The 21,024-nt window shown below is 47.5% G+C and carries 16 protein-coding genes; 6 read left to right on the forward strand and 10 right to left on the reverse strand.

All coding sequences use genetic code 11. The annotated features are described in order from the left end of the window. Nucleotides 1–943: 943 nt before the first annotated feature. The 3 genes from QUA53_RS02635 to QUA53_RS02645 all read left to right on the forward strand — a co-directional run bounded on the left by QUA53_RS02635 (nt 944) and on the right by QUA53_RS02645 (nt 3,817). Nucleotides 944–1,399, forward strand: a complete 456-nt coding sequence (locus QUA53_RS02635; protein WP_039886916.1) for a helix-turn-helix domain-containing protein — start codon at nt 944–946, stop codon at nt 1,397–1,399. A gap of 223 nt (nt 1,400–1,622) precedes the next feature. Further along, a complete protein-coding gene (locus QUA53_RS02640) occupies nt 1,623–2,924 on the forward strand; it encodes a serine hydrolase (RefSeq protein WP_333094857.1) in 1,302 nt (433 codons plus the stop codon). A gap of 56 nt (nt 2,925–2,980) precedes the next feature. Continuing rightward, a complete protein-coding gene (locus QUA53_RS02645; RefSeq protein ID WP_333094856.1) occupies nt 2,981–3,817 on the forward strand; it encodes an alpha/beta hydrolase in 837 nt (278 codons plus the stop codon). A gap of 137 nt (nt 3,818–3,954) precedes the next feature. Here the strand turns inward: QUA53_RS02645 and QUA53_RS02650 are convergent, their stop codons facing one another. The 3 genes from QUA53_RS02650 to QUA53_RS02660 form a co-directional block, all read right to left on the reverse strand. Further along, nucleotides 3,955–4,233 carry a DUF1816 domain-containing protein gene (locus QUA53_RS02650; RefSeq protein WP_333082740.1) on the reverse strand — a complete coding sequence of 93 codons (279 nt, stop codon included), beginning with the start codon at nt 4,231–4,233 and terminating at the stop codon, nt 3,955–3,957. 296 nt (nt 4,234–4,529) lie between these two features. After that, nucleotides 4,530–5,873, reverse strand: coding sequence for a 23S rRNA (guanosine(2251)-2'-O)-methyltransferase RlmB (gene rlmB, locus QUA53_RS02655; RefSeq protein ID WP_333094855.1), 1,344 nt, complete (start codon nt 5,871–5,873; stop codon nt 4,530–4,532). Between the two features lie 263 nt (nt 5,874–6,136). Continuing rightward, the gene (locus QUA53_RS02660; RefSeq protein ID WP_190662113.1) at nt 6,137–6,583 is read right to left on the reverse strand and encodes a Mini-ribonuclease 3; all 447 of its coding nucleotides are present in this window, start codon (nt 6,581–6,583) and stop codon (nt 6,137–6,139) included. Nucleotides 6,584–6,680: 97 nt separating this feature from the next. Between QUA53_RS02660 and QUA53_RS02665 the strand changes: the two genes are divergently transcribed. Beyond that, nucleotides 6,681–6,980 carry a hypothetical protein gene (locus QUA53_RS02665; RefSeq protein WP_333094854.1) on the forward strand — a complete coding sequence of 100 codons (300 nt, stop codon included), beginning with the start codon at nt 6,681–6,683 and terminating at the stop codon, nt 6,978–6,980. Here QUA53_RS02665 and QUA53_RS02670 read toward each other — a convergent pair. Continuing rightward, entirely contained in the window at nt 6,967–7,323 is a 357-nt protein-coding gene (locus tag QUA53_RS02670; RefSeq protein WP_333037230.1) for an STAS domain-containing protein, read from the reverse strand. The genes QUA53_RS02665 and QUA53_RS02670 overlap by 14 nt on opposite strands. A 151-nt stretch (nt 7,324–7,474) precedes the next feature. Next, nucleotides 7,475–8,632, reverse strand: coding sequence for a glutamine-hydrolyzing carbamoyl-phosphate synthase small subunit (gene carA / locus QUA53_RS02675; protein WP_333094853.1), 1,158 nt, complete (start codon nt 8,630–8,632; stop codon nt 7,475–7,477). A 118-nt stretch (nt 8,633–8,750) separates the two neighbouring features. On the opposite strand from carA, the gene QUA53_RS02680 reads away from it, so the two are divergent. Continuing rightward, the gene (locus tag QUA53_RS02680; protein WP_333094851.1) at nt 8,751–9,566 is read left to right on the forward strand and encodes a retropepsin-like aspartic protease; all 816 of its coding nucleotides are present in this window, start codon (nt 8,751–8,753) and stop codon (nt 9,564–9,566) included. Between the two features lie 186 nt (nt 9,567–9,752). On the opposite strand, the gene trpD is transcribed toward QUA53_RS02680, so the two are convergent. Then, complete coding sequence (gene trpD, locus QUA53_RS02685; protein ID WP_333094850.1) at nt 9,753–10,868, reverse strand: anthranilate phosphoribosyltransferase; 1,116 nt, start codon at nt 10,866–10,868, stop codon at nt 9,753–9,755. Between the two features lie 872 nt (nt 10,869–11,740). Here trpD and QUA53_RS02690 point away from each other — a divergent pair. Beyond that, nucleotides 11,741–14,731: a PAS domain S-box protein gene (locus tag QUA53_RS02690; protein ID WP_333094847.1), complete on the forward strand. Its 2,991-nt coding sequence runs from the start codon at nt 11,741–11,743 to the stop codon at nt 14,729–14,731. Nucleotides 14,732–14,803: 72 nt separating this feature from the next. Here the strand turns inward: QUA53_RS02690 and QUA53_RS02695 are convergent, their stop codons facing one another. The 4 genes from QUA53_RS02695 to QUA53_RS02710 all read right to left on the reverse strand — a co-directional run bounded on the left by QUA53_RS02695 (nt 14,804) and on the right by QUA53_RS02710 (nt 20,375). Further along, entirely contained in the window at nt 14,804–14,962 is a 159-nt protein-coding gene (locus QUA53_RS02695) for a transposase (RefSeq protein ID WP_445305228.1), read from the reverse strand. A gap of 445 nt (nt 14,963–15,407) precedes the next feature. Then, nucleotides 15,408–16,991 carry a mechanosensitive ion channel domain-containing protein gene (locus tag QUA53_RS02700; protein WP_333094846.1) on the reverse strand — a complete coding sequence of 528 codons (1,584 nt, stop codon included), beginning with the start codon at nt 16,989–16,991 and terminating at the stop codon, nt 15,408–15,410. A gap of 384 nt (nt 16,992–17,375) precedes the next feature. Then, complete coding sequence (locus QUA53_RS02705; protein WP_333094845.1) at nt 17,376–18,059, reverse strand: ribonuclease HII; 684 nt, start codon at nt 18,057–18,059, stop codon at nt 17,376–17,378. A 3-nt stretch (nt 18,060–18,062) separates the two neighbouring features. Continuing rightward, nucleotides 18,063–20,375, reverse strand: coding sequence for an Rne/Rng family ribonuclease (locus QUA53_RS02710; protein WP_333094844.1), 2,313 nt, complete (start codon nt 20,373–20,375; stop codon nt 18,063–18,065). Nucleotides 20,376–21,024 lie beyond the last annotated feature (649 nt).

Below are 21,024 nucleotides of genomic sequence, written 5' to 3' on the forward strand. Positions count from 1 at the left end.
TAAGGGGTAAGGTGGGCAATCCGGACTCTACATAATTAGGTTTTCTCTCCAAGAATGTGTATGCAACATCACACTCATTAGGAAAGCAGTCATTCCCAATTATGTAATCTAAATGATAAAATATTAGAACCCAGCTTCTCTTCGACACCACCCAGGAATTACGGTAGAAAACGATGGCATTAAAAATAAATTAATCCAAAATTATGACTGCTTTATTCCAGGGAATATTCAGACTATTAAAGTTGTTGCCCATACATAATTATTAGATTTAAGTTATTGTAACATAGCATAAATAATCGCATTTAAAGCTGATTATTTAGGAGAGTTATCGCCTCCTGTAAATCCCGAAGTACATAAAATGAAATAAAAAGATATGATAATAAAAGATTAGATGATGGGGGTCGATACCCTAAGAATTAGGGTCAGATTATGAAGAAAAGTTTTTCAGTCAAAAATGACTGAAAGTTATCAGTCATTCGAGTGAATTAATGGCGGCTGCCCGATCGAAGAAAATAGCGATCGACCTTTTCCGATACACGCCCCTTGTGCCAGAGGTCAATCGATTTTAGATTTTAGATTTTAGATTTTAGATTGAAGCCTTCACCCCACAGATAAATTCGGGAAGCAATTTTCATCGGATACAGATTTTTTATTTCTCCACGGATGAATCCGGGGCTTGTATCCTGGATGCTTTCGGTCAAAAAGCCTGTCAGAAATCTGGGGTTGACAAAAAAGCTTGAAACGCTCACCGCCACGCCGAGGTCTTTTGTTGCGCGCACCTGCAAAAAACAGCAGTCCTTCCTCAAGTGCGACTAGCTGCGTGCATCTGGGGTAAAAAAAGCTACTTATTTGTCCGAACGATCCCCAGGAAAATAATTTCATCCGGAATTATCCCCAAAACCAAAGATATATGGTAAGAAGTTCCCGATGCCCCGTTGGAGGAATGCCACCTAAAGCTCACTTAGAATCCCACCTGACGGCAGAGGAACTCAAAATTCGCTACCGGCAGGCACAAAACACCACAGAGTCGCGCCGCTGGCACTTGCTGCTTTTAGTTTCCCGAAATTGGACTATCAAACAAGCAGCCCAAGTCGTAGGCCTCAACTATGACTACGCCAAAGAAATTGTCCAGCGCTACAACCGAGAAGGGCCTAACTCTGTGAGAAATCGCAGCGGAGACCGCCAGCCCCCTCCTGCGAAATCCTTGCTGAATCCTGAACAGCAAGAAGAACTGCGACAAGCGCTGCAAGGTCCTGCCCCCGACGGCGGAGACTGGACAGGCCCCAAAGTCGCTCGCTGGATTGCCGAAAAAATCGGTAGCGATCATGTCTGGCCCCAACGCGGCTGGGATTACCTCAAGCGGTTGGGTGCTGACTGGCGACGGCGGCGCAAAAAGTAGATAGTTCGCCATATTTAAAGGGGGTTGATTGCTTTGGTGCGATCGCTCCCTTTATTTTGGTAATATTTTGCAACATTAGCGCGATCAAAACCATTTTAGATTTTAGATTTTAGATTTTAGATTTTAGATTTTAGATTTGTTCTCTTATCTAAAATCTAAAACTGTTTGACTGATGTAACAATAGCTGCTTATATTGAATGTGGTGGTGTTGAGGATGTTAAATATGCGAGATATCAGGCGTTTTTTGTCGATCGCCAACAAGATGGCGGCAGTAGTAGCCGGCATTGGACTGGTTCAGATGTTAACCATCGCAAGTTCATTCTCTCAATCATCAAACCCGCGTTCCCTAGACGAACTCTACAAAATTCGCGATCGGCTGATCGCGGAATTAGAACAACCCCCCTCTCCCTCCCCAGAACCAACCCTGCTCTCGCGCTTAGTTCCTGTTGCCGCCAATCCTCAAGAACAACTGCTACAGCAGTTGCAAGCGGTGGAATCTCAAATATTAGTAGAACAGAGGGCTAAGGACGACTTACAGCAAGCAGTCCGTTTAGCCAACCGAGCTGTAGAAACTCAACGGCAGCCAAATAAGTCGATCGAATCTTCGCAGCAAACTCAATTTTTATGGCATCAGGCACTCAACAACTTGCAGGAAGTTCCTCAAAATTCATTTTTAGCTTCGCTCACTGCCTCAAAAACTCAAGAATACCGGGAAAATTTAACCGCAGCAACCTTTCAAGTACAGCAAGCAAAATCAGATTTTTTGGGTGCGCTTGCCCGGGAAAGCGGTTTGTCGGCTGAAGCTTCGATCGGTGTTTGCAACCTTTCTAGAGAATGCGTAAACCTCCGGGGCGATGTGCCTCCTGTCAGTCCGGCCAGCTTAATTAAATTGCCGATTGCTGTTGCCCTGATGCAAAAAGTCGAAAAAGAAAAAATTAGTCTGAACCAGGAAGTATTCGTCAATCGCGGTAATTTCACCGAAGACGCATCGGCAAAGATTACCTCCAATCGCAATTACCCGCTAAAGCTACTGTTAGAAGAAATGATCTATCGCAGCAGCAATATCGCCACCAATCAACTAATCGATTATTTGGGTTCGGATTACATCAATCAATATTTAAATAATAGCGGTTACGAAGTCACCCGCGTCAACTTCAAGTTGATGGGGGAAAGAATTATGCCCTCCAACCCCGGTTCTGGTCGCAACCGCCTGACTGCTAACGAACTCACCGAAATGATGGTGCAAATTTACAACGGCGAAACGCCCGGTGCTAAACTGTTAATAGAAACTCTCAACCGCCAGTACGATCACGCTCTGGGATTTGCTGCCTTGCAAGGAACTAAAGCTCAGTGGTTGGGCGAAAAAACCGGCCAAAATTCCCTGGTACTCGGCACAACTTTAGCGATGAGCATTGACGACGAGGCTTATGTGATTACTGTGATTGACAGCCGCAGCGGCGAGCTACCAATGCGCCAGTCTATTTCTAAAATTGCCGATTACATTGTCCGAAACCCCAGCTTTTAACGGCTGGAATATGCAATTTATAGCGGGGGAGAACGCACCGCCCAAACATTTAAAAAATGCCGCATCAACAACTCAGTGTTTCCGTCAAAGGCAAAGGATTTCCAATTCTCTGCTTGCACGGCCATCCAGGTTCCGGCGATTGTATGTCGGTATTCACACAACACCTATCAAAGCGGTTCCAGACTATTGCCCCTGACTTGCGCGGATACGGCAACAGCCGCACCTCAACTTTCTTTGAAATGACCGATCATCTGGTCGATTTAGAAGCACTATTAGACAGATTAGGAGTCGATCGGTGTTTGGTGATCGGATGGTCTTTGGGAGGGATTTTAGCGCTGGAATTAGCCATGAAATATCCCCAGCGAGTCACCGGTTTGATTCTCCTTGCATCTGCAGCCAAACCGCGAGGAAGCCATCCTCCCATCTCTTGGCAAGATAACCTTTACACCGGTTTAGCCGGAATTATCAATTGGGCGATACCCGGTTGGCAGTGGAATATTGATACTTTTGCTAGGCGATCGCTCTTTCGCTACTTGATACAGCAGCATAAAGCCACCCCTTACCGCTACTTAGCACAGGCAGGTACCCCCGCCTACCTCAAGACTTCCAACACGGCCACCAAGGCGTTAAATACCGCTCTGAGGGCTGGATACGATCGACTGATGCACCTCGGCGACATTCATTGTCCGTGCTTGGTGTTGGCCGGAGAGGGCGATCGGCACATCACCTCAGCATCCAGTTTAGAAACCGCCCGCCACCTCCACGATTGTCAGTGGCAGTGCTATCCCAATACAGCCCACTTGTTCCCCTGGGAAATTCCCGATCGGGTACTCGCAGACATCGATCGGTGGATTGAGAGTCACCCCGAAGCAGTTGGCAATTGCGAGTGTTGAGTTTTGAGTTTGTCACAAGTAATTTATTACCCAACACTCAAGAGTTTTGAAGTTACAACAACTCACAACTCAAAACCGCACAGCGTTGCGAGGGAAGCGTAGCCATATCTCATCAAAACTCAAAATTCCCCATGCTTCTACTGACCGCTCAAAACCGGCCAGAGTCCTCCATCACCAAGCTTTCCCAAATCTTCTGCAACAGTTAAAGTAAGTGGTTTGCAGCGGTGAATCGAAACACTAACACCTTCTGCCCCTTCATTTTCTATGTCTTCTACATATCCTGCTTTTGCAGCTTCCGCCTCGCCATCGGTTAAGAACGGGCCAAAATAGTAAATGCACCGCGGCGCTGAAGTTTTAACTTCAACCCACCAAGCCAATCCGAAAAAGTTGAGCAAGCTAATCAAGAATTCTTTCATCTGCTTTTCTAATGTATTTGACGGTGTTTTCAGGGTGCTGCGAACACGCCTAGGCTTTTGTTATTTACACGTGGCTAACTGCTGCCAAGAAACGATCCAAAACTATTTAAAGGTGATATTTAAATAGATGGGTGTCGAATTCCTGTTTGAACCTAGGGGCAAGGCCCCTTCTACTTTCGCCTAAACAAGTAACGACAGTCGATCGGCTATCCTTACTTGTTCTAGGTGTGATGCCACTGCATTCTGGGCGGCATTCACAATAAGCTACTCTGTTGTGCTCTTTTTTTCAACCACCTTTACGATCCGTGTACGTGAAACTTTTTGGGCCCGCGCTGGCGGTAAATTTCGTATAAAGCCATCCCCGTTGCTACCGAGACATTCAGGCTAGGAGTATGGCCCCTTAAAGGAATTGAAACTAATCCGTCACATCCGCGCTGTATCAAAAGGCTCAAACCGTCAGCTTCACCACCCACCACTAAAACAGTGGGCCCGGAGAACTTGACTGTCTCTATAGATTGACCGACGCCTGCTGCAGTGCCATAAATCCAAAATCCAGCCTCTTTGAGTTCTTCCAGCGCCCGATTAAGATTGACAACCCTCGCCACGGGCAGGCTTTCCAATGCCCCTGCTGCTACTTTTCTCACTGCCGAGGTAATCCCAACAGCCCGCCGCTGTGGAATCACCATGCCCTGAGATCCCAATGCTTCTGCGGTGCGAATAATCGCCCCTAGATTGTGCGGGTCGTTGAGTCCTTCTGCTACCACAATTACTGGATCTTCGCAAGCCGACTTAGCCTTTGCGATCAGTTCGCTCAAATCCAGGTATTCGTAGGCTGATACTTGAGCGGCTACGCCTTGGTGGTTTGCTTTGCGCGTGATGTAGTCGAGGCGCAAATCGTCAACTTCGTCAATGATGCTGCCGTTGGCTTTGGCTTCGGTTAGCAAGCTATGGAAGCGGGGATCGTAGCGCAGGTGGGGAACAACCCAAATCCGGTTGAGGACTTGGTTTGTTTCTAAAGCTGCTTGCACCGCATGGCGGCCGTAAATCATGTCGTCTGTGTCTGCGTCTGGTTGCACGACTGTATTTGAGGCACTGTCTACAGGGCGAGTGTCTCTGTCTTTGTCTCTGTCTCTGAAATGGTTGCCCCGGAATTCCTGCGGGCTATTGTCTTTGTCTCTGTCTTTGTAATAATTGCCCCTGGATTCCTGGGGTCTGCTGTCTCTGTCTCTGTCTCGGAAATTGTTGCGTGCCGGCTGCGGGCTGCTGTCTCTGTCTCTGTCTCGGAAATTGTTGCGTGCCGGCTGCGGGCTGCTGTCTCTGTCTCTGTCTCTGTCTTGGTAATAATTTCCCCTAGATTCCTGCGGGCTGCTGTCTCTGTCTTGGAAAGGATTATTTCTGCGAATTTCCGGTTGGCCGTCGGCATCGACTCTCCGTTTGAAAATTGCTCTCACGGGCATTTCTCGCGATTGCGGGGCGAAGGTCGATCGCTTTTGAGGCGCGTCTACTCCGCGAGTGTCGGGACGAGGCTTGCGTTCAAAGCGGGCAGAGGATGGTTGTGAGTCCTGACGGCGGCCTTCGCTTTTGAATGGCTTGCTGTCGGAATTCGATCGCGAGGAGTTTGGTCTGCTAAATTTTCTCATTGGTTTCTTGTGGTCAAAACGTTTTGGCTGAAGGCTAATCGATTGTAGATTGTAGATGTGAGATTCTTGATTGAGGGAGCAATCTTGGGGCTTTGAGTTTTTAGATATTCTAGGGAGGGAGCAAGGATTTTGCGGTGTTCAAATTGCTAGTTAATAACTGATAAATCCTGTTTTGCCGATCGAGATTTTTGCGGTTTTATGTTAGCCGTGCCAGGATGGTTAATTAATTCCTCCCCATGCCCGACTCTTAACTGCTACATCCTTTAAGTCTCAAGATCTAAAAGTGCCAGAAGTTCAGTCAATCTTTCAGGATCGGTGAGATACAAATATCCGACCAAGGTTTCTAAGCTGCTGGCTTGTTGGTATATCTCTGGATCTGCTCGCTTAGAACGGCCCGCTGCAGCATTGCGGCCGCGCTTGACAATTGCTAATTCTGTACTGTTCAAGTAAGGAGAGAGCGATCGCAAATGACGCGCTTGAGTTTCGGCTCGTACTTGCCCCACCACTAATTCGTGATAAGCTTGCAATCTTTTGGGTGGCACTAAGTACGAACTCCGAACGTAGAGTTCGTACACTGCATCTCCCAAATATGCCCAGGCTGCGGGCGAAATTCTTTCTATTTCTGCTGGTGTAGCCCTCGCAGGATGCACTCGATTTAAACTGATATCCGTCAGACTCAGTTTGAGTCCGTCATCTGCGATCGGCGACATACTTTTTTAAATAAAACTTCGGCACAGCTTGGTTTTTCTAGTCACTTACTTATTTGGTCTTTCGTCACTTCCGCAATTATAGCTTTTACATGACTGTTTGCTCTCAGAGCACGAAGCGAGATATACAGACAAAGCTTTTCGCGACGATCGCACTCCTAAAAAAGGCTTTTTACCAAATTGGGAGGCTCTAATTTTTATACCATTTTTCCGCGTGTTTGCCACACATATTTTACTGCCCATCCATCGAAACTCTAAACATCGGGGAAATAGCGGCTGGCGAGTGTCGCAGCTTCTGGGAAAATCGGTATTGTTTTACCAACACAAAAATAAAAATTTGCTATCCAGCGTTGAGAACCGGATAGCTAATTTAATTCACTTTGGCGTCAAGCATCCTTGACGTTTTTTACCGCCTCATCAACCGAAGGCTGCAAAGACAAAAATTTCTCTAAGCGAACCAGTTTAACAGTCTGAGTTACGCGGGGATTTGAGACAATTTGCAATGTCCCTTCCAAGGTTTGGGCTTTTTTGACAAGTTGCACAAGTGCGCCCAAGCCTGAACTATCCACAAAGTCTATCTGAGACAAGTCCAAAATTACGTGTTTTGGGCCCTCGTCAATACATTTGCTTATTACCTTCCGAAAAGTTGCCTCAGAAAAAGCGTCCAGCAGGCCAGTCAGGCGAAATAACTGATAGTTATTCTTGACTTCGCGAGTGCCTCTGAGGCTAACGGTCAGGGTCAATGACTCAGGAATGACACCCTCCTAGCTAGATATGGCTTAAAGTCGAGGCTTCATTATAGGAGTTTTTTGGTCTTTTGTCTACAGTTTTTTTTGCAGTGGTTTTTAGTTTTTTTGAGGCAGCAGCCATTAACGGTTGACTGCTGACTGCGGACTATTTACTGCTGGCTATTTTCTGATTGTCTCGCATTGACTGCACGAATCGATCGAATAAATAATCGGCGTCGTGCGGGCCCGGACTGGCTTCTGGGTGGTACTGCACCGAGAACAGCGGCAGAGTTTTGTGCTTCAATCCGGCTACGGTGCGATCGTTCAAATTGAGATGAGTAATTTCTACTTCGGGGGCTAGGGAATCGGGGTCGATCGCAAAACCGTGATTTTGGCTAGTAATTTCTACTTGCTGAGTTAAACCCGCTGGATGATTCAATCCCCGATGGCCGAACTTAAGTTTAAAAGTTTCTGCACCCAAGGAAAGTCCCAAAATTTGGTGTCCCATGCAGATGCCGAATACGGGTTTGTCCGACTTTAACAAAGCTTTCGCAGTAGCGATCCCTTCCGTTACCGCCGCCGGATCTCCGGGGCCGTTGGACAGAAAAATGCCGTCCGGGTTGTATTTGAGGATTTCCTCCGGCGACGTGTCAGCGGGGACAACGATTACCCGACAGCCGTAACTCGCCAGACGCCGCAGGATGTTGCGCTTGATCCCAAAGTCTAGCGCTACCACCGTCCACATTTTGCCCTTAGCAGGTTTGACTGTAGGACTGAACTCCCAAACCGAGTCCGTGGCTTCAGACCACTCGTAAACCTCGCGAGTCGTGACTTCCTGGACTAGATTCAGCCCGTCCATGCTGGGGGCATCTTGAACTTGCTCCAAAAGTTCCGCCTGGTCGAGAATCGTGGTCGAAATGCCGCCGTTGATCGCTCCCACCGTGCGAATTTTGCGAGTGAGGGCGCGGGTGTCGATCCCGTAAATGCCGGGGATATCGTACTGTTTCAGGTAGTCTTGCAGAGATTGCGAGCAGCGCCAGTTGCTGGGGCGGCTGCATACGTTGCGGGCGATCGCACCCCGAATTTGTGGGCGCGAGGATTCTTCGTCTTCGAGATTTACCCCGGTATTGCCCAATTCTGGATAAGTAAAAGTTACAATTTGACCGCAATAGCTGGGATCGGTCAATACTTCTTGGTAGCCCGTCATTCCCGTATTAAATACTACCTCGCCAACGACGGTGGCGTCAGCGCCAAACGACCAGCCGCGGTAAGCAGTACCGTCAGCCAGGACTAGGAGAGCGGGTTGTGCAGTTGAAAGTGACATGGCATCCTTAATTACTTTCGTTTGGTTTCATTCTTACCACTGCCAGGGATTTGATGCTAGTCGGCAATATACAGATATTATTTGAATTTGTGCAAGGGTTCGGGAAAAAAAGGCACTTATGCCCGAGGCAGAAGCAACAGATAATCAAAAACCTGCAATAAGTGCAAATTTTCCATCTCCCCCCGCGCCAGCAATTTATCTGCCAGCAGCTTATGAGGATCGAAAGTCTAAATCTATACCAAAAGGCAGTTGTCGCTGTTACGATCGAGCTACAGCGTTTAATCAAACTATGCCCAGCAAATCTCCCTTGCCTTTACTCTCAAACTCAAAAAAGCCTCTTCTGAGCCCTAACAGCCTGCACCAACCTTTACTGGTTTTAGCAGGGGTTATTTCTCTGAGCAGTTCAATTTTAGTAGGGACTGTTGCCAACTCCTCGCGAGCAGTGGCTCAAGAAAGTGAGGGATGCTTCATGAGGAGCTCGTCAGGCCGAACCATCAACCTCAGCCAATCAGTCTGCGGTTTTCTCCCCAAAGAATTGACTCCCACCACTTCGGCGGCGGCAAAGTCGGGAGTATTTCAGGCAAAAATCAAACGCCGAGAGGCTAATATACCCGTCATAGAAGTCACGTTTAACGGCAAACAAAAGTTCGAGATGATGGTAGATTCTGGAGCTAGTGGCACAGTAATTACACCAGCAATGGCTAAAGCATTGGGCGTTGTTCTTCAGGGAACAGTGCAAGCACAAACTCCCAACGGAGTTGCTACTTTTCCCCTCGGTCGCTTGACTTCTATTGAAGCAGGTGGTCTAGCAGTTAACAATGTAGTTGTGGCAGTCTCGCCATCCCTAGATATCGGACTGTTGGGTCACGACTTTTTTGGTAATAAAGATGTGACTATTAAGCAAGATGTAATTGAATTTCGATCGCGCTCTTAAAAAAAACGAAGAATGAAGAGGGAAGAAGTAAAGAAAAATTGAAAATTAAATAATTTTTCTTGTTGGTTAGTTAAAACAAAAAATTCTTTCTTCCTTCTTCCTTCTTCCGTTACAAAATCCGTTGCCGAACTTCCTTCATCCGTTACATCCGTTACATCCCGTACATTGCTCGTTGCCGAACTTCCTTCATTTCAAAAACTCAATCAACTGCTGCAACTTCAACCAAGATTCGCCGCTCAATAAAATGTCCTTAGCCATAGAAACTCCTGCGGCGTGGGAACCCATAGGAATTGCACCTCCCACCTGAAAAGCCAAAGAGGCATTCAAAGCTACAACATCCATTTGTGCGGGCGTACCTTTGCCTTGCAAAACGTTCCGCAAAATCTCGGCGTTTTCCTCAACATTTCCGCCTTTTAATGAGCCGATCGCACTTGGTGTCAATCCTACCTTTTCAGGGTCTAAAGTAGTCAGTTCCACTTTGCCATCCGACAAAACCGCCAAGTCAGTCACATCACCCAAACCCGCCTCGTCCAATTTTTCTCTACCGTGAACGACTACAGCTAACTCAGTCCCCAAGTCGCCCAAAGCTTGAGCAATAGTTGATACCAGACTAGGATCGAACACCCCGATTACCTGCCCTGTAGGGCGCATAGGATTGACAATGGGCCCTAATAGGTTAAAAACAGTCCGCACCTTCAAAGTGCGCCGGAGCGACGCTACAGCCTTAAGTGCCGGATGCCACCCAGGGGCAAATAAAAAGGTGATGCCCACGGAGTCTACCGCAGATCTTACCTTCGCGGGATCGGCGTTGAGGTTGACTCCCAGTGCTTCCAACACGTCAGCAGAACCCACTTTGCTCGATGCGGAGCGATTTCCGTGTTTCGCGACTCGAACTTTGCCGGCGGCGGCCACAAAAGCTACAGCAGTGGAAATGTTAAACGTGGAAGCGCCGTCGCCGCCTGTGCCGCAAGTATCTATTAATTTGAGATTGGAGATTGAGGATTTGGGATTGAAAACGCTCTCCGACTCGCCTGCAAGCGACTGAGAATGCAATACCTGAGCCATTCCTACCAATTCTTGGGCCGAGATGCCTTTGGCTTGGATGGCCGCTAAAATGGCTCCTGAGAGGACGGGGGGAATAGCTTCGGCTAGCCATCCCTGCATCAAGTCGGCTGCTTGGCCGCGTGAGAGAGATTGTCTGTCTAATAGTTGTTGCAGGAGGGCTGGCCACACAGGAGAATCCGCCGTCTGGGTTGAAGCTGGGGATAACTCTGGCGTTGCTAGGAGAGGAGAATCTGTCATTTATTAGTTCTAGTCAAATTTAGCCCGATCGAGCTTTGCGGCAAAACCGAGAATCGATCGGGATTTTACCAGACTGGCTGACCACATTTTGCGCGATCGGACCCAGATTTTTGCCCAAATGCCAGCACCGCTACAGAATTTTTCCCCCCACAGCAGCAGAATATGAATTTTTTGATACAACAATTACCCTATTGTTGTGCCAACTTTACATAGAAACTCCATATCGTACAACTGCCAGCAGTCTGCTGTATTATCTATCAGCAATAATACTTAAGAGTAACTCAGAGCAGCCAAAGACCGATAAAAGTTTCCGACAGGAGTTGTGGAGAGCAAAAATTTTAGACATTAGGAGAACCCCAGATTCATCTGTGGAGTCAATTCTTTAATCTAAAATCTAAGATCTAAAATCGATTGACAGCAAGGACAGCGAGCGTTTAGCTCTTGTATGCGGGTTAGTTGCCTCGGAGAAGAGTCGATCGTACTCTCACCCAAATCCTCTCAAAATAGGCTGTTGCGGTTGTAGAAGTCGGTGCCTTTAATTGTAACAACATCCTTGCTAGTAACTTATTTCAGGGTATTCAACTGCTAATATATTCAGAGAGATTTCCAGGAGCGGGTTTTGCTCGAACACCTGCACCGCAAGCCGATCGATATGCCAATGCGAGCGTGACAACCACTCAAGCCTCAACTAAATACCGGAGCAGCTAAACTTTCTGCAGCAACTACTAACAACTAACACCCTAGTAGGATAGATGAATAAACACACTCGTCTCCGGCTGCGACACACCATCTTTTAGCCTAACTAATGGCTCAAATTTAACAGGCGGTAGGCCAAAATATTCAACTCACACACAAGAGCAGGGTATTGACAAGTGGGAAATCAAAAATTAGGAAATAAAGCGATAGAATGCCTGAATGTCGCGGAGGCACTGCACCAAATGGAAGCAAAATATTATAGTATGTTTGAAAATGCTGTGTCGGGTATTTTTCAAACAACCCAGTCCGGTCGCTACATCAGCGCTAATCCAGCTTTAGCTCGCATCTACGGATACAATTCCGCTGCAGAACTGATGACCTGTCTGACTGATATTAGCGATCAGCTTTACGTCAATCCCGATCGCCGCGATCAGTTTGTTTCTGCTTTGCAAGAACAGGGCATCGTATCCGATTTTGAGTCACAGATTTATCGGCGGGATGGAACAATAATTTGGATTGCTGAGAATGCGCGGGCTGTCTGCGATGAAGCAGGGAAATTGCTCTACTACGAAGGTTTTGTAGAAGATATCACCCAGCGGAAGCAAGCAGAATCTGCACTTCGAGAAAGCGAAGAACGCCTGCGCTTAATAATTGAAGGCGTCAAGGATTATGCTATCTTTATGTTAGATCCTGATGGGTATGTAGCGAGCTGGAATTCTGGTGCAGAACGCATTTTGGGATACAAAGCTTATGAGATAGCAGGCAATAATTCGGAGTGTTTTTTCACTAAAGAAGATCTTGAAATCGGCAAGCATAAAGAAAAATTAATCCGGGCGGTGGCAGAAGGTCGATACGAAAATGAAGGCTGGCGGCTTCGCAAAGACGGATCGCGATTTTGGGCGAATATTATTGTTACTCCTTTGCGCGATGAAAGGGGAAAGTTGCAAGGCTTTTCTCAAGTAATGCAAGATATTACTGAACAAAAGCGGGCGGCTGAAGAAAAGATGCAGTTGATTGCTTCTTTGCAGGCATCGGAAAAAAAGTTTCGCACTTTGTACGAATCGACGACTGATGCGGTAATGCTATTAGACGAAGAGGGTTTTTTGGATTGCAATCCGGCGACTTTAAAGTTATTTGGATGCAGCACTGAGTCGGAGTTTTGCGGCAAGCATCCTTCGGAGTTCAGCCCGCCGTTGCAACCGGACGGACAAGATTCTATGAGTCTTTCTCAAGAGCGAATTAATACGGCTCTGCGATCGGGAAATTGCCGTTTTGACTGGAGGCACTGCCGTTTGGATGGTTCTGAGTTTCCTGCGGAAGTGCTGCTAACTTCTATGGATATCGGCGGCAAAATAGGGCTGCAAGGCGTGGTGCGCGATATCACTTATCGGGTGCAGGCTGAGGAGGCACTGAAGCAGGCTAATGAGGTATTGGAATGCCGGGTTAAAGAGCGGACAAGTCAGTTGGAAGAGGCTATTAAAAAGTTGAGATTGTCGGAAGAAAAGTTTTCTAAGGCTTTTCGATCGAGTCCAGATCCGATGATTATTACTACTTTTGCCGAGGGTCGTTTTATTGAAGTTAATGATAGTTTTTTGTCGATGACTGGTTACGCCTTAGAAGAAACGACCTCCAATACAGTACCGGGGTTAAATATTTGGGTAAGGTCTCAAGACCGACTTGATTTTAGGCAAAGTTTGCACGAACAAGGTGTTGTTCGCAATCAGGAATGCGAGTTTCGGATGAAGTCGGGATCGGTGGTGGTGTGTTTGCTGTCAGCAGAGTTGATTAATTTGGACGGCGAACTCTGTATGCTGGCGGTGATGACGGATATTACCGATCGCAAACACGCCGAAGAAGCCCTACGGGAAAGCCAGCGGGCCTTGGCGACGCTGATGAGCAATTTGCCGGGAATGGCCTACCGTTTTCGCAACGATGCCGATCGCAGTATGGAGTTTGTCAGCGAAGGTTGCTATCAGTTATCCGGCTATTCTCCTGAAGAATTTATCGGCACTCGGGAAGTTTCTCTCTCGGAATTGACTCACCCGGACGATCGCGATAATTTGTGGAATGCCGTGCAAGTTGCCTTACAAGAAAATCGACCCTATCAGCTAAATTACCGAATTACTTCTAAAAATGGCGAATTAAAATGGGTTTGGGAGCAAGGTTTGGGAGTGTTTTCCGACTCGGGAGAATTGATAGCTTTGGAAGGGTTAATTACTGATATTTCCGAGCAAAAACGCAGTGAAGAAGCTTTGCTGCGATCGCAAACAGAGTTAACCCAACAAAAACTTCAACTCGAAAATACTTTGCACGAATTGCAGCAAACTCAAGCTCAATTGATTCACACTGAGAAAATGTCTACTCTCGGTCAAATGGTAGCCGGTGTTGCTCACGAAATTAACAATCCTGTTAGCAGCGTCTGCGGCAATCTCGTCCACGTCGGCCACTACACGGAAGATTTGCTGAATTTGATCGATATGTACCAGAAGCACTGCCCGCAGCCGCCGGCAGCAATTCAAGAGAAAATTAAGGATATCGAATTAGAGTTTCTGCTAGAAGATTTGCCGAAAGCGATGTCTTCGATGCAGGTTGGGGCCGATCGCATTCGCGAAATCGTGCGCTCGCTCAGAAATTTCTCCCGCAAAGATGATTCTCAAATGAGCAAAGTTAACCTGCACGAAGGGATTGAAGGAACGTTGCTGATCCTGCAAAGCCGTTTGAAAGCCAGAGGAAACTATCCCGAAATTGCGGTAATTAAGGACTATGGAAATTTGCCTTTGGTTGAGTGTTATGCCGGGAAAGTCAATCAGGTATTTATGAATTTAATCGGAAATGCGATCGACGCGATCGAGGAATACAACGAAGGGCGTTCAGTTGCCGAAGTCAAAGCTAACCGCAGCAAGATTAAAATTAGGACAGAAGTCCAAAACTCCCATGCTGTAATTAGGATTTCTGACAACGGCCCCGGTATGCCAGAAGAAGTTTCCCAGCAGTTATTCGAGGCTTTTTTTACCACCAAACCCGCCGACAAAGGCACCGGTTTAGGCCTGTCAATTTCCTACAAAGTTGTCCAAGAACACGGTGGCAAACTGAGCTGCGTGTCTGCACTCGGGCACGGAGCCGAGTTTATCATAGAATTGCCGATCGAACAAACTAGCGATCGTTGACCGACTGAACCGGGAATTAGATGATACTGAGCGAGACGCGACAGCAGGACTGAACAAATGGTTCTTCCGTACTTAGTATGCTAAAGTATTAGGAAAATGCCAAAACAATAAGCCGCAAGCCTGAAAGTTATGAAAACTCCTAAATCCAAAGCCAGAGCGTTTTAAGAGCTTTAATTTATTATTTATTCCTTCGACAACGCCGTTGGTGGTTCTTTGTTCATGCTTACCCAGCTACCTCTGCCGAGCCTTCGCTCGATGGTTTTCACTGTTTTTTTGTAGTAAGGTTCTGCCTTCTTTAACCAATCGATTAATTCTATAATCCCTTGCCCTTTGTTGTATTTTTTCTACTACAACTCCCGGTAGATTAATAATTTTGGTTATTAATTTGTTCACAATCATCTAACGGATGAGGGGGGATGAATTGACTGCGGTAGTGCAACAATGTGTCAGTCCTGCCCGGAGTGCGGGACTGACACATTGTTGCACAAAGAGAGGATTCAGATTGGCTAATATTTTAGCACACTAAGTACGGAAGAACCTGGCTCTGGTGCAAGATGTGAGCAGACACAAAAAAACAAGGTATGTCAACGAATGTTTTGAGCCTAAAATCTTCTTCCCTTCAGCCTTCTACCCTCTGCCTTGCCTCAACAGTAAATATTAATGCCGACCTACTTAATTATCTCTGTGCAAATTGTCGATCGAACACTGACTTGAGCTTGCTGCGTAATAACCGTTGAATATGTAGATGCTTGCCTGGTTTCACCCGAGTCATGGTTCGGATAACCAGATTGTCAACATCAAAATTTTCCAGTCCTTCAATTCGCGTGGGTTCCAATACTTCTGGACATTCACTCTGAAGCAGCAGTCCGGCCTCATTAATTAATGCATACACTGCATCCAGATCCAAACCTGGTAGAGCTGGAACATCTACCTTGGGGTAGCTGTATTGCTTGGAGTAATTAACGATTGAGCCGATTTCTCCGTTGCGGATAATCTGTAACTGTCCGTCTGGGTGACGAACATGAGTAGTACGGAGTTCGATGGCTTCAACTTCTCCCTCCAAAATCCGGTCTTCTCCCTTCCCTGCCTCGATGTAGTCGCCTACAAGATAGTAGTTTTCAAACAAAATGAAGAAGCCGCAGACAATATCGTTGATTAAGTTTTGTGCCCCAAACCCCACAGCTAAACCGATTATACCTGCTCCAGCCAGAATGGGAGCTGGATTGATGCCGACTAAATTGAGAACAAGAATTCCTCCGACAAAATAAGTCAGATATTTTAAGATACTTTTGAACAGGGGAATGATAGTAAGACGCCGCTGCCGCTGCAAATCGGTAAGATGATCGGTTTTGAGGACTAAATCTTCTAAGATAATATTAGTAAATTCAATAAAGACTCCGCACAGGAAATAGAGTCCAATTATCTGGATGATTTGACCTGAATAATTCGTAATCCAAGCGATGGAGTCGATGTCTTGAATAATTAAAGTTGCGATCGCAACATACAAAATGTATTCCAGCGCCTTCTTCAGTCCTGGCACTAAGTGTCGAAAGCGTTCATAGTGACGCAATACATTTTCGCTGCTGGAGTAACGCAGACTCAGAGCATCCAGCGTGTCGATCAGCACAGACAGCACTTTGATGAGCAACTGCCCTAGAGAAACTGCCAGATAAGCTTTGAGTCCGACTCGGACATACTTGGTGACGACAGCCGGTGCGTGCAGAAAATCGCTGCAAAAAATCAACGCCTGCAGCCAAGTTCCATTTGATACAACCTTTTTGAGCGAGTTGAAAAATACCTCAACGCTTTCGTCGTTGGCGGTGATCTGATCCGAGCCTTGAGCCAGCACGCTGCCCCGATCCAGCACCTTTAGTAGATAAGGTAAACTGAGCTTGACCAGCAATAGTAGGCTAATGCACTTCAAGAAGGCGATCGCTAGTTGGTTCCAAATTTTGCGGGGAATGCTGCTCAGCAAACCCAGGTAAAAGGACAACAGACTTTTCCCCTGAAAAATCAGCGCCCCATTCACTCCTGCCACCAGCAAACACAGAGCGACGCAGGTCACGAGTAATATGACCGTGATATTTTGTCGCAGGTTCGTGACTTTTGGAGAGTGATTCCGAAACCGGGTTGACTCTAGCGCTTTCAAGCTAAAACCAGCCAGCCAGTTCAAAAACACGAACCCAGCCACAAGCCCAGCAATGCCGAAAAGGGTAATGGCTATATCTACCACCATGGGTAGTTTATGACTTCCAAACATTTGACTTTTTCCTGCTCTAAACTATCTAGACTGGTAGGGAAGTACCCGACTCTGACAATTCCCTCACATGATTGGGTGAGATAAAAATTATAGAATGAAGGCATCGCACAACACAAAACTTCACAATGTGGCGAGGTTAAGTTGCAAGATTTTAATAGTTAGTGAAGGGTTAAAGCTGACGGGGTAATACAGGGAGCTACAAAGCAGACAGAATCAGGGACATAGCTCGTTGACCCCGTTGGTGCTAAAGCTTAGGCTACGATCGAGTGCTTTTTGATAGTTGTGGGTGCCGAATGTAGGTTAAAAGAGCGAGCGGGACGATCGCACTCGTTAGATCGCTGATTAACCGAACGCGATCTAACGAGTAATTTTGATTTCTGATAACTATTTTTGACAAGGACTAAAAGATTGTCGGTGAAAGGCAGATACACCGCAGCGTTCCAAAGCCAATTTATGTTTGGCTGTTCCATATCCTTTGTTATTTGTCAAGTCATATTCAGGATACTGAACAGCCATCCGCAGGATTAATTCATCGCGCCAAACCTTTGCCACAATACTAGCAGCAGCAATCTGAATCGATCGCGCATCACCCTTAATCATTGTCTCTTGCTCGATCGCCAAATTGGGAATCCTTTGATTCCCATCAACCAAACACAAATCCGGCGTCAACTTTAACTTTAAAATCGCCCGTTTCATCGCCAACAAAGAAGCCTGCAAAATATTGAGGCGATCGATCTCCCGCACCGAAGCCGCACCAATTTGACAGTCAACAGCCACAGCCCGGATTTTCACAGCTAACCGACTCCGGGCTGCGGCACTCAACTGCTTGCTGTCGCGCACCCCGCAACTTGCTAATTCATCGAGAACTTCGTCGGGCAAAATGCAGGCGGCAGCCACCACCGGCCCGAACAAAGCCCCTCGTCCGACTTCATCCACACCTGCAATTACTAGAGTGTTCGAGGGAGAGGGGGAAAGGGGAAGATGGAAAGATGGGAAGAGAGTAAAAATTTCTACTTCTTCCTTCTTCCCTCTTGCCTCTGACTTCTTCCTTCTTCCCTCTGACTTCATATATCACTCATCCACAACGGCTGACGAGCGGCGGCGGCGGCGGCGGTTGATAGCAGGCTCCTCGGGTTCGCTGGGTTCGCTGGGTTGGGTGGGTTCGATCGGCTCATTGAGTTCGATCGGCTCATTGGATTCGATCGGCTCATTGAGTGCGATCGCCTCATGGGATGCGGTCGGTTCATAAGATTCGCCCATCACATCGCTGGGTTCCTCAATCCGATCAAAATCATCAGTTTCGTCGATCAAACTCTCGCCATAAATTTGGGTCTCATCATCATCATCATCATCCTCAGAAAAAACAGGCTCAACTACCGACCTTTCTGGATAATAATCCCGTTCCTCAACATTCTGTGCAGGCGTCGTCGCTTCAAATTCAAATTCGAGCTGCTCGAAAGGCGGCTTGTTCGGGGCCGCTCCCGGGAGAGTCACCGAAACGATCGCATTCTTAGGATTTTTCACGGTGCGATCGGTAAGCACCAAAGGAGAAACCCCCATCAGAGCATAAACATCCTGTTCCTCCGCCGTCATTTCCACCGAAATCACCTCTGGAGGCTCCACCATCGGCTTCATCAACTCAGACTTAGCCGGACGCACGCGATCGAAATCCTCGCGCCTGCCAACAGTCGCCATATTCACCAGCCCGAAGCCCTCCGAAGCCGCCCGGATGCCGGGGGGTGCCAGATACTCAGATCGCGTATCCGCGACGGGCGCGCTCGAAGTATTCGGCAGCCGCAACTTGCTACGTACAGGTTCCTCCTCCGCCGGGAGAGCAAAAGGCTCTTCGCCAATCCGGCGGCGGCGGCGGCGTCTAGTTCCGTTCCCCAAATCCTGATAGCTGGGATGGTTGAGCAAGTCCAAAGGCGAGGCGTTGCTGCCGGTCTCAAAATCCACACTTTCGCTCTGAGGTTCCCAAGCAGCCCGAGCAGGTTCGGGGGGGCGTTCTTCCCGCACTGGTGCAGGAGTTGCAGCCGCCACAGGCGTCAAGCTGCGGCGTTCCAATCCTTCGGGCAAATTCAACAAAACGCGGTTCGACGTAGCAACGGTGCGATCGCCCGATTCCCGCACCGCTGCGGCGAAGTCTTCTTCTCCGGGGAGTTGCACCAGATGACCCAACCCGCTGCAAGTCGGACAACTGTGACCAAACAACTCGTAAATATTTTGACCTTGGCGCTTGCGAGTCAGTTCTACCAGCCCCAATTCCGACAGTTGAGCGATTTGCGGTCGAGCTTTGTCAGCTTTGAGAGCTTTATTGAAATGTTCCAGCACCTGCAACTGATCGCGGCGGGATTCCATGTCAATAAAGTCAACAATAATCACCCCGGCAATATTGCGTAACCGCAGTTGTCTAGCAATTTCGGTTGCTGCTTCGCAATTTGTCCAGAGTACCGTTTCCCGAGCCGTCGCCGATCGAGTAAACGAGCCAGAGTTGACATCTATCACCGTCAGCGCCTCAGTCGGCTCGATAATCACATAACCGCCCGAAGGCAAATCAACCCTCGGTCTGAGGGCTTCTCGAATCGCAGCGTTAACCCGGAAAAATTCTAAAATCGAGGCGCGCTCTCGGTGGTGGTCGATCAAAACTCCCGCAGGAAGTTTACCGCCGTTCCAGCTCATCAACTGCTGCTTCACCCGCTTAATTCCATTTTGCGAGTCCACCACAATCCGATTCACGTCACCGCTGAACATATCTCGCAGCACCCGCTGGATAAAATCGTCATCCCGGTTGAGCAGTGCCGGCGCCCGCGAAGTACCGCCTTCGAGTTGAACGGCTTCCCACTGTTTTTGGAGGACTTCCAAATCTTCCATGATCGCTTCTTCGGTCATCCCTTCAGCTTCAGTGCGTACCAGCAGCCCCATCCCGGCCGGTTTCACCAAAATAGCCAGGGCTCTGAGGCGGTTGCGCTCGGCTTCGGACTTGATCCGCCGCGAGAGATTGACTCCCCTGCCGTAGGGCATCAGTACCAAATAGCGGCCCGGCAGGGTAATGTTGCCTGTCAGCCGGGGGCCTTTGCTGCCCGTCGGTTCTTTCATTACCTGTACCACCACTTTCTGCTGGGGGGTCAGGAGTTCTGTAATTGCTCCTGCCGAGCGTTTAAGGCGCAGCGGGCCGAGGTCTGTGACGTGCATAAACCCGTTACGTTCTGGATCGCCAATATTGACGAACGCCGCATCTATCCCAGGCAGTACATTTTCAACAATTCCCAAGTAAATGTCACTGACTTGGTGGCTGCCTGTGGCTACCACAAGTTCTTGGATTTGATCTTCTGAAAAGACGGCAGCAATGCGATGCTGCTCTGCTATAACTATCTGCTTTGTCATTCAATTTCCTCAAAAAACTGGCAGCAAGTTAGAGACACTTACGCACTCATAGTGCCTCTGAACTTAGACTGTAATTAGTAGTAGCTTGAAGAGTTATTAGCTGTGAGTTGGTGCAGGGTGGAAGGAAAGTTAACTGTTGACCGTTCACTGTTAACTGTTCAGTGTTAACTGTTACAGATAAAGTAGTTAAACCCGCCCGTACAGAGTTATGAGTTATGCTCAGCAGATAAATCTGAGAGATAGAAATAAGGAGGTTTTTATCGAGTTAGCCAGATTGAGATTTGAGTTGAGAATTGCGATATCAATACTCAAAATTCAACACTTACAACTCTTCCTTTGAACTCAGCGAATAAATTCATTGACACCGTACCAATTTCTTAACACACAACTTAACACTCCGAACTGATAACTCCGCTTGCGTGGTGGTTGAGGGCTGGTTTTGAGCGAAAGTAGGTAGGAGTGAAAGCGCTTAGACTTTTGTTGAATTCTTGCGCGATCGCACTCAACATACCCCAGCTTGGCATTCGACTGCAACCTCCGCCCCTGCCAACCCTAAAACCTCGTCAGTCGATTTTAGATTTTAGATTTTAGATTTTAGATTTACTCCACAGATGAATCTGGGAGATTGAACTAGAGTCTAAAATCTAAA

The organism is Microcoleus sp. Pol12B3, assembly GCF_036701355.1.
GTDB lineage: Bacteria > Cyanobacteriota > Cyanobacteriia > Cyanobacteriales > Microcoleaceae > Microcoleus.

What these genes read in the sequence shown, in the direction of transcription:
- QUA53_RS02635 (WP_039886916.1), top strand. Translation starts at nt 944, where the DNA reads ATGCCACCTAAAGCTCACTTAGAATCCCACCTGACGGCAGAGGAACTC.
- QUA53_RS02640 (WP_333094857.1), top strand. Translation starts at nt 1,623, where the DNA reads ATGCGAGATATCAGGCGTTTTTTGTCGATCGCCAACAAGATGGCGGCA.
- QUA53_RS02645 (WP_333094856.1), top strand. Translation starts at nt 2,981, where the DNA reads ATGCCGCATCAACAACTCAGTGTTTCCGTCAAAGGCAAAGGATTTCCA.
- QUA53_RS02650 (WP_333082740.1), bottom strand. Translation starts at nt 4,233, where the DNA reads ATGAAAGAATTCTTGATTAGCTTGCTCAACTTTTTCGGATTGGCTTGG.
- rlmB (WP_333094855.1), bottom strand. Translation starts at nt 5,873, where the DNA reads ATGAGAAAATTTAGCAGACCAAACTCCTCGCGATCGAATTCCGACAGC.
- QUA53_RS02660 (WP_190662113.1), bottom strand. Translation starts at nt 6,583, where the DNA reads ATGTCGCCGATCGCAGATGACGGACTCAAACTGAGTCTGACGGATATC.
- carA (WP_333094853.1), bottom strand. Translation starts at nt 8,632, where the DNA reads ATGTCACTTTCAACTGCACAACCCGCTCTCCTAGTCCTGGCTGACGGT.
- QUA53_RS02680 (WP_333094851.1), top strand. Translation starts at nt 8,751, where the DNA reads ATGCCCGAGGCAGAAGCAACAGATAATCAAAAACCTGCAATAAGTGCA.
- trpD (WP_333094850.1), bottom strand. Translation starts at nt 10,868, where the DNA reads ATGACAGATTCTCCTCTCCTAGCAACGCCAGAGTTATCCCCAGCTTCA.
- QUA53_RS02700 (WP_333094846.1), bottom strand. Translation starts at nt 16,991, where the DNA reads ATGTTTGGAAGTCATAAACTACCCATGGTGGTAGATATAGCCATTACC.
- QUA53_RS02705 (WP_333094845.1), bottom strand. Translation starts at nt 18,059, where the DNA reads ATGAAGTCAGAGGGAAGAAGGAAGAAGTCAGAGGCAAGAGGGAAGAAG.
- QUA53_RS02710 (WP_333094844.1), bottom strand. Translation starts at nt 20,375, where the DNA reads ATGACAAAGCAGATAGTTATAGCAGAGCAGCATCGCATTGCTGCCGTC.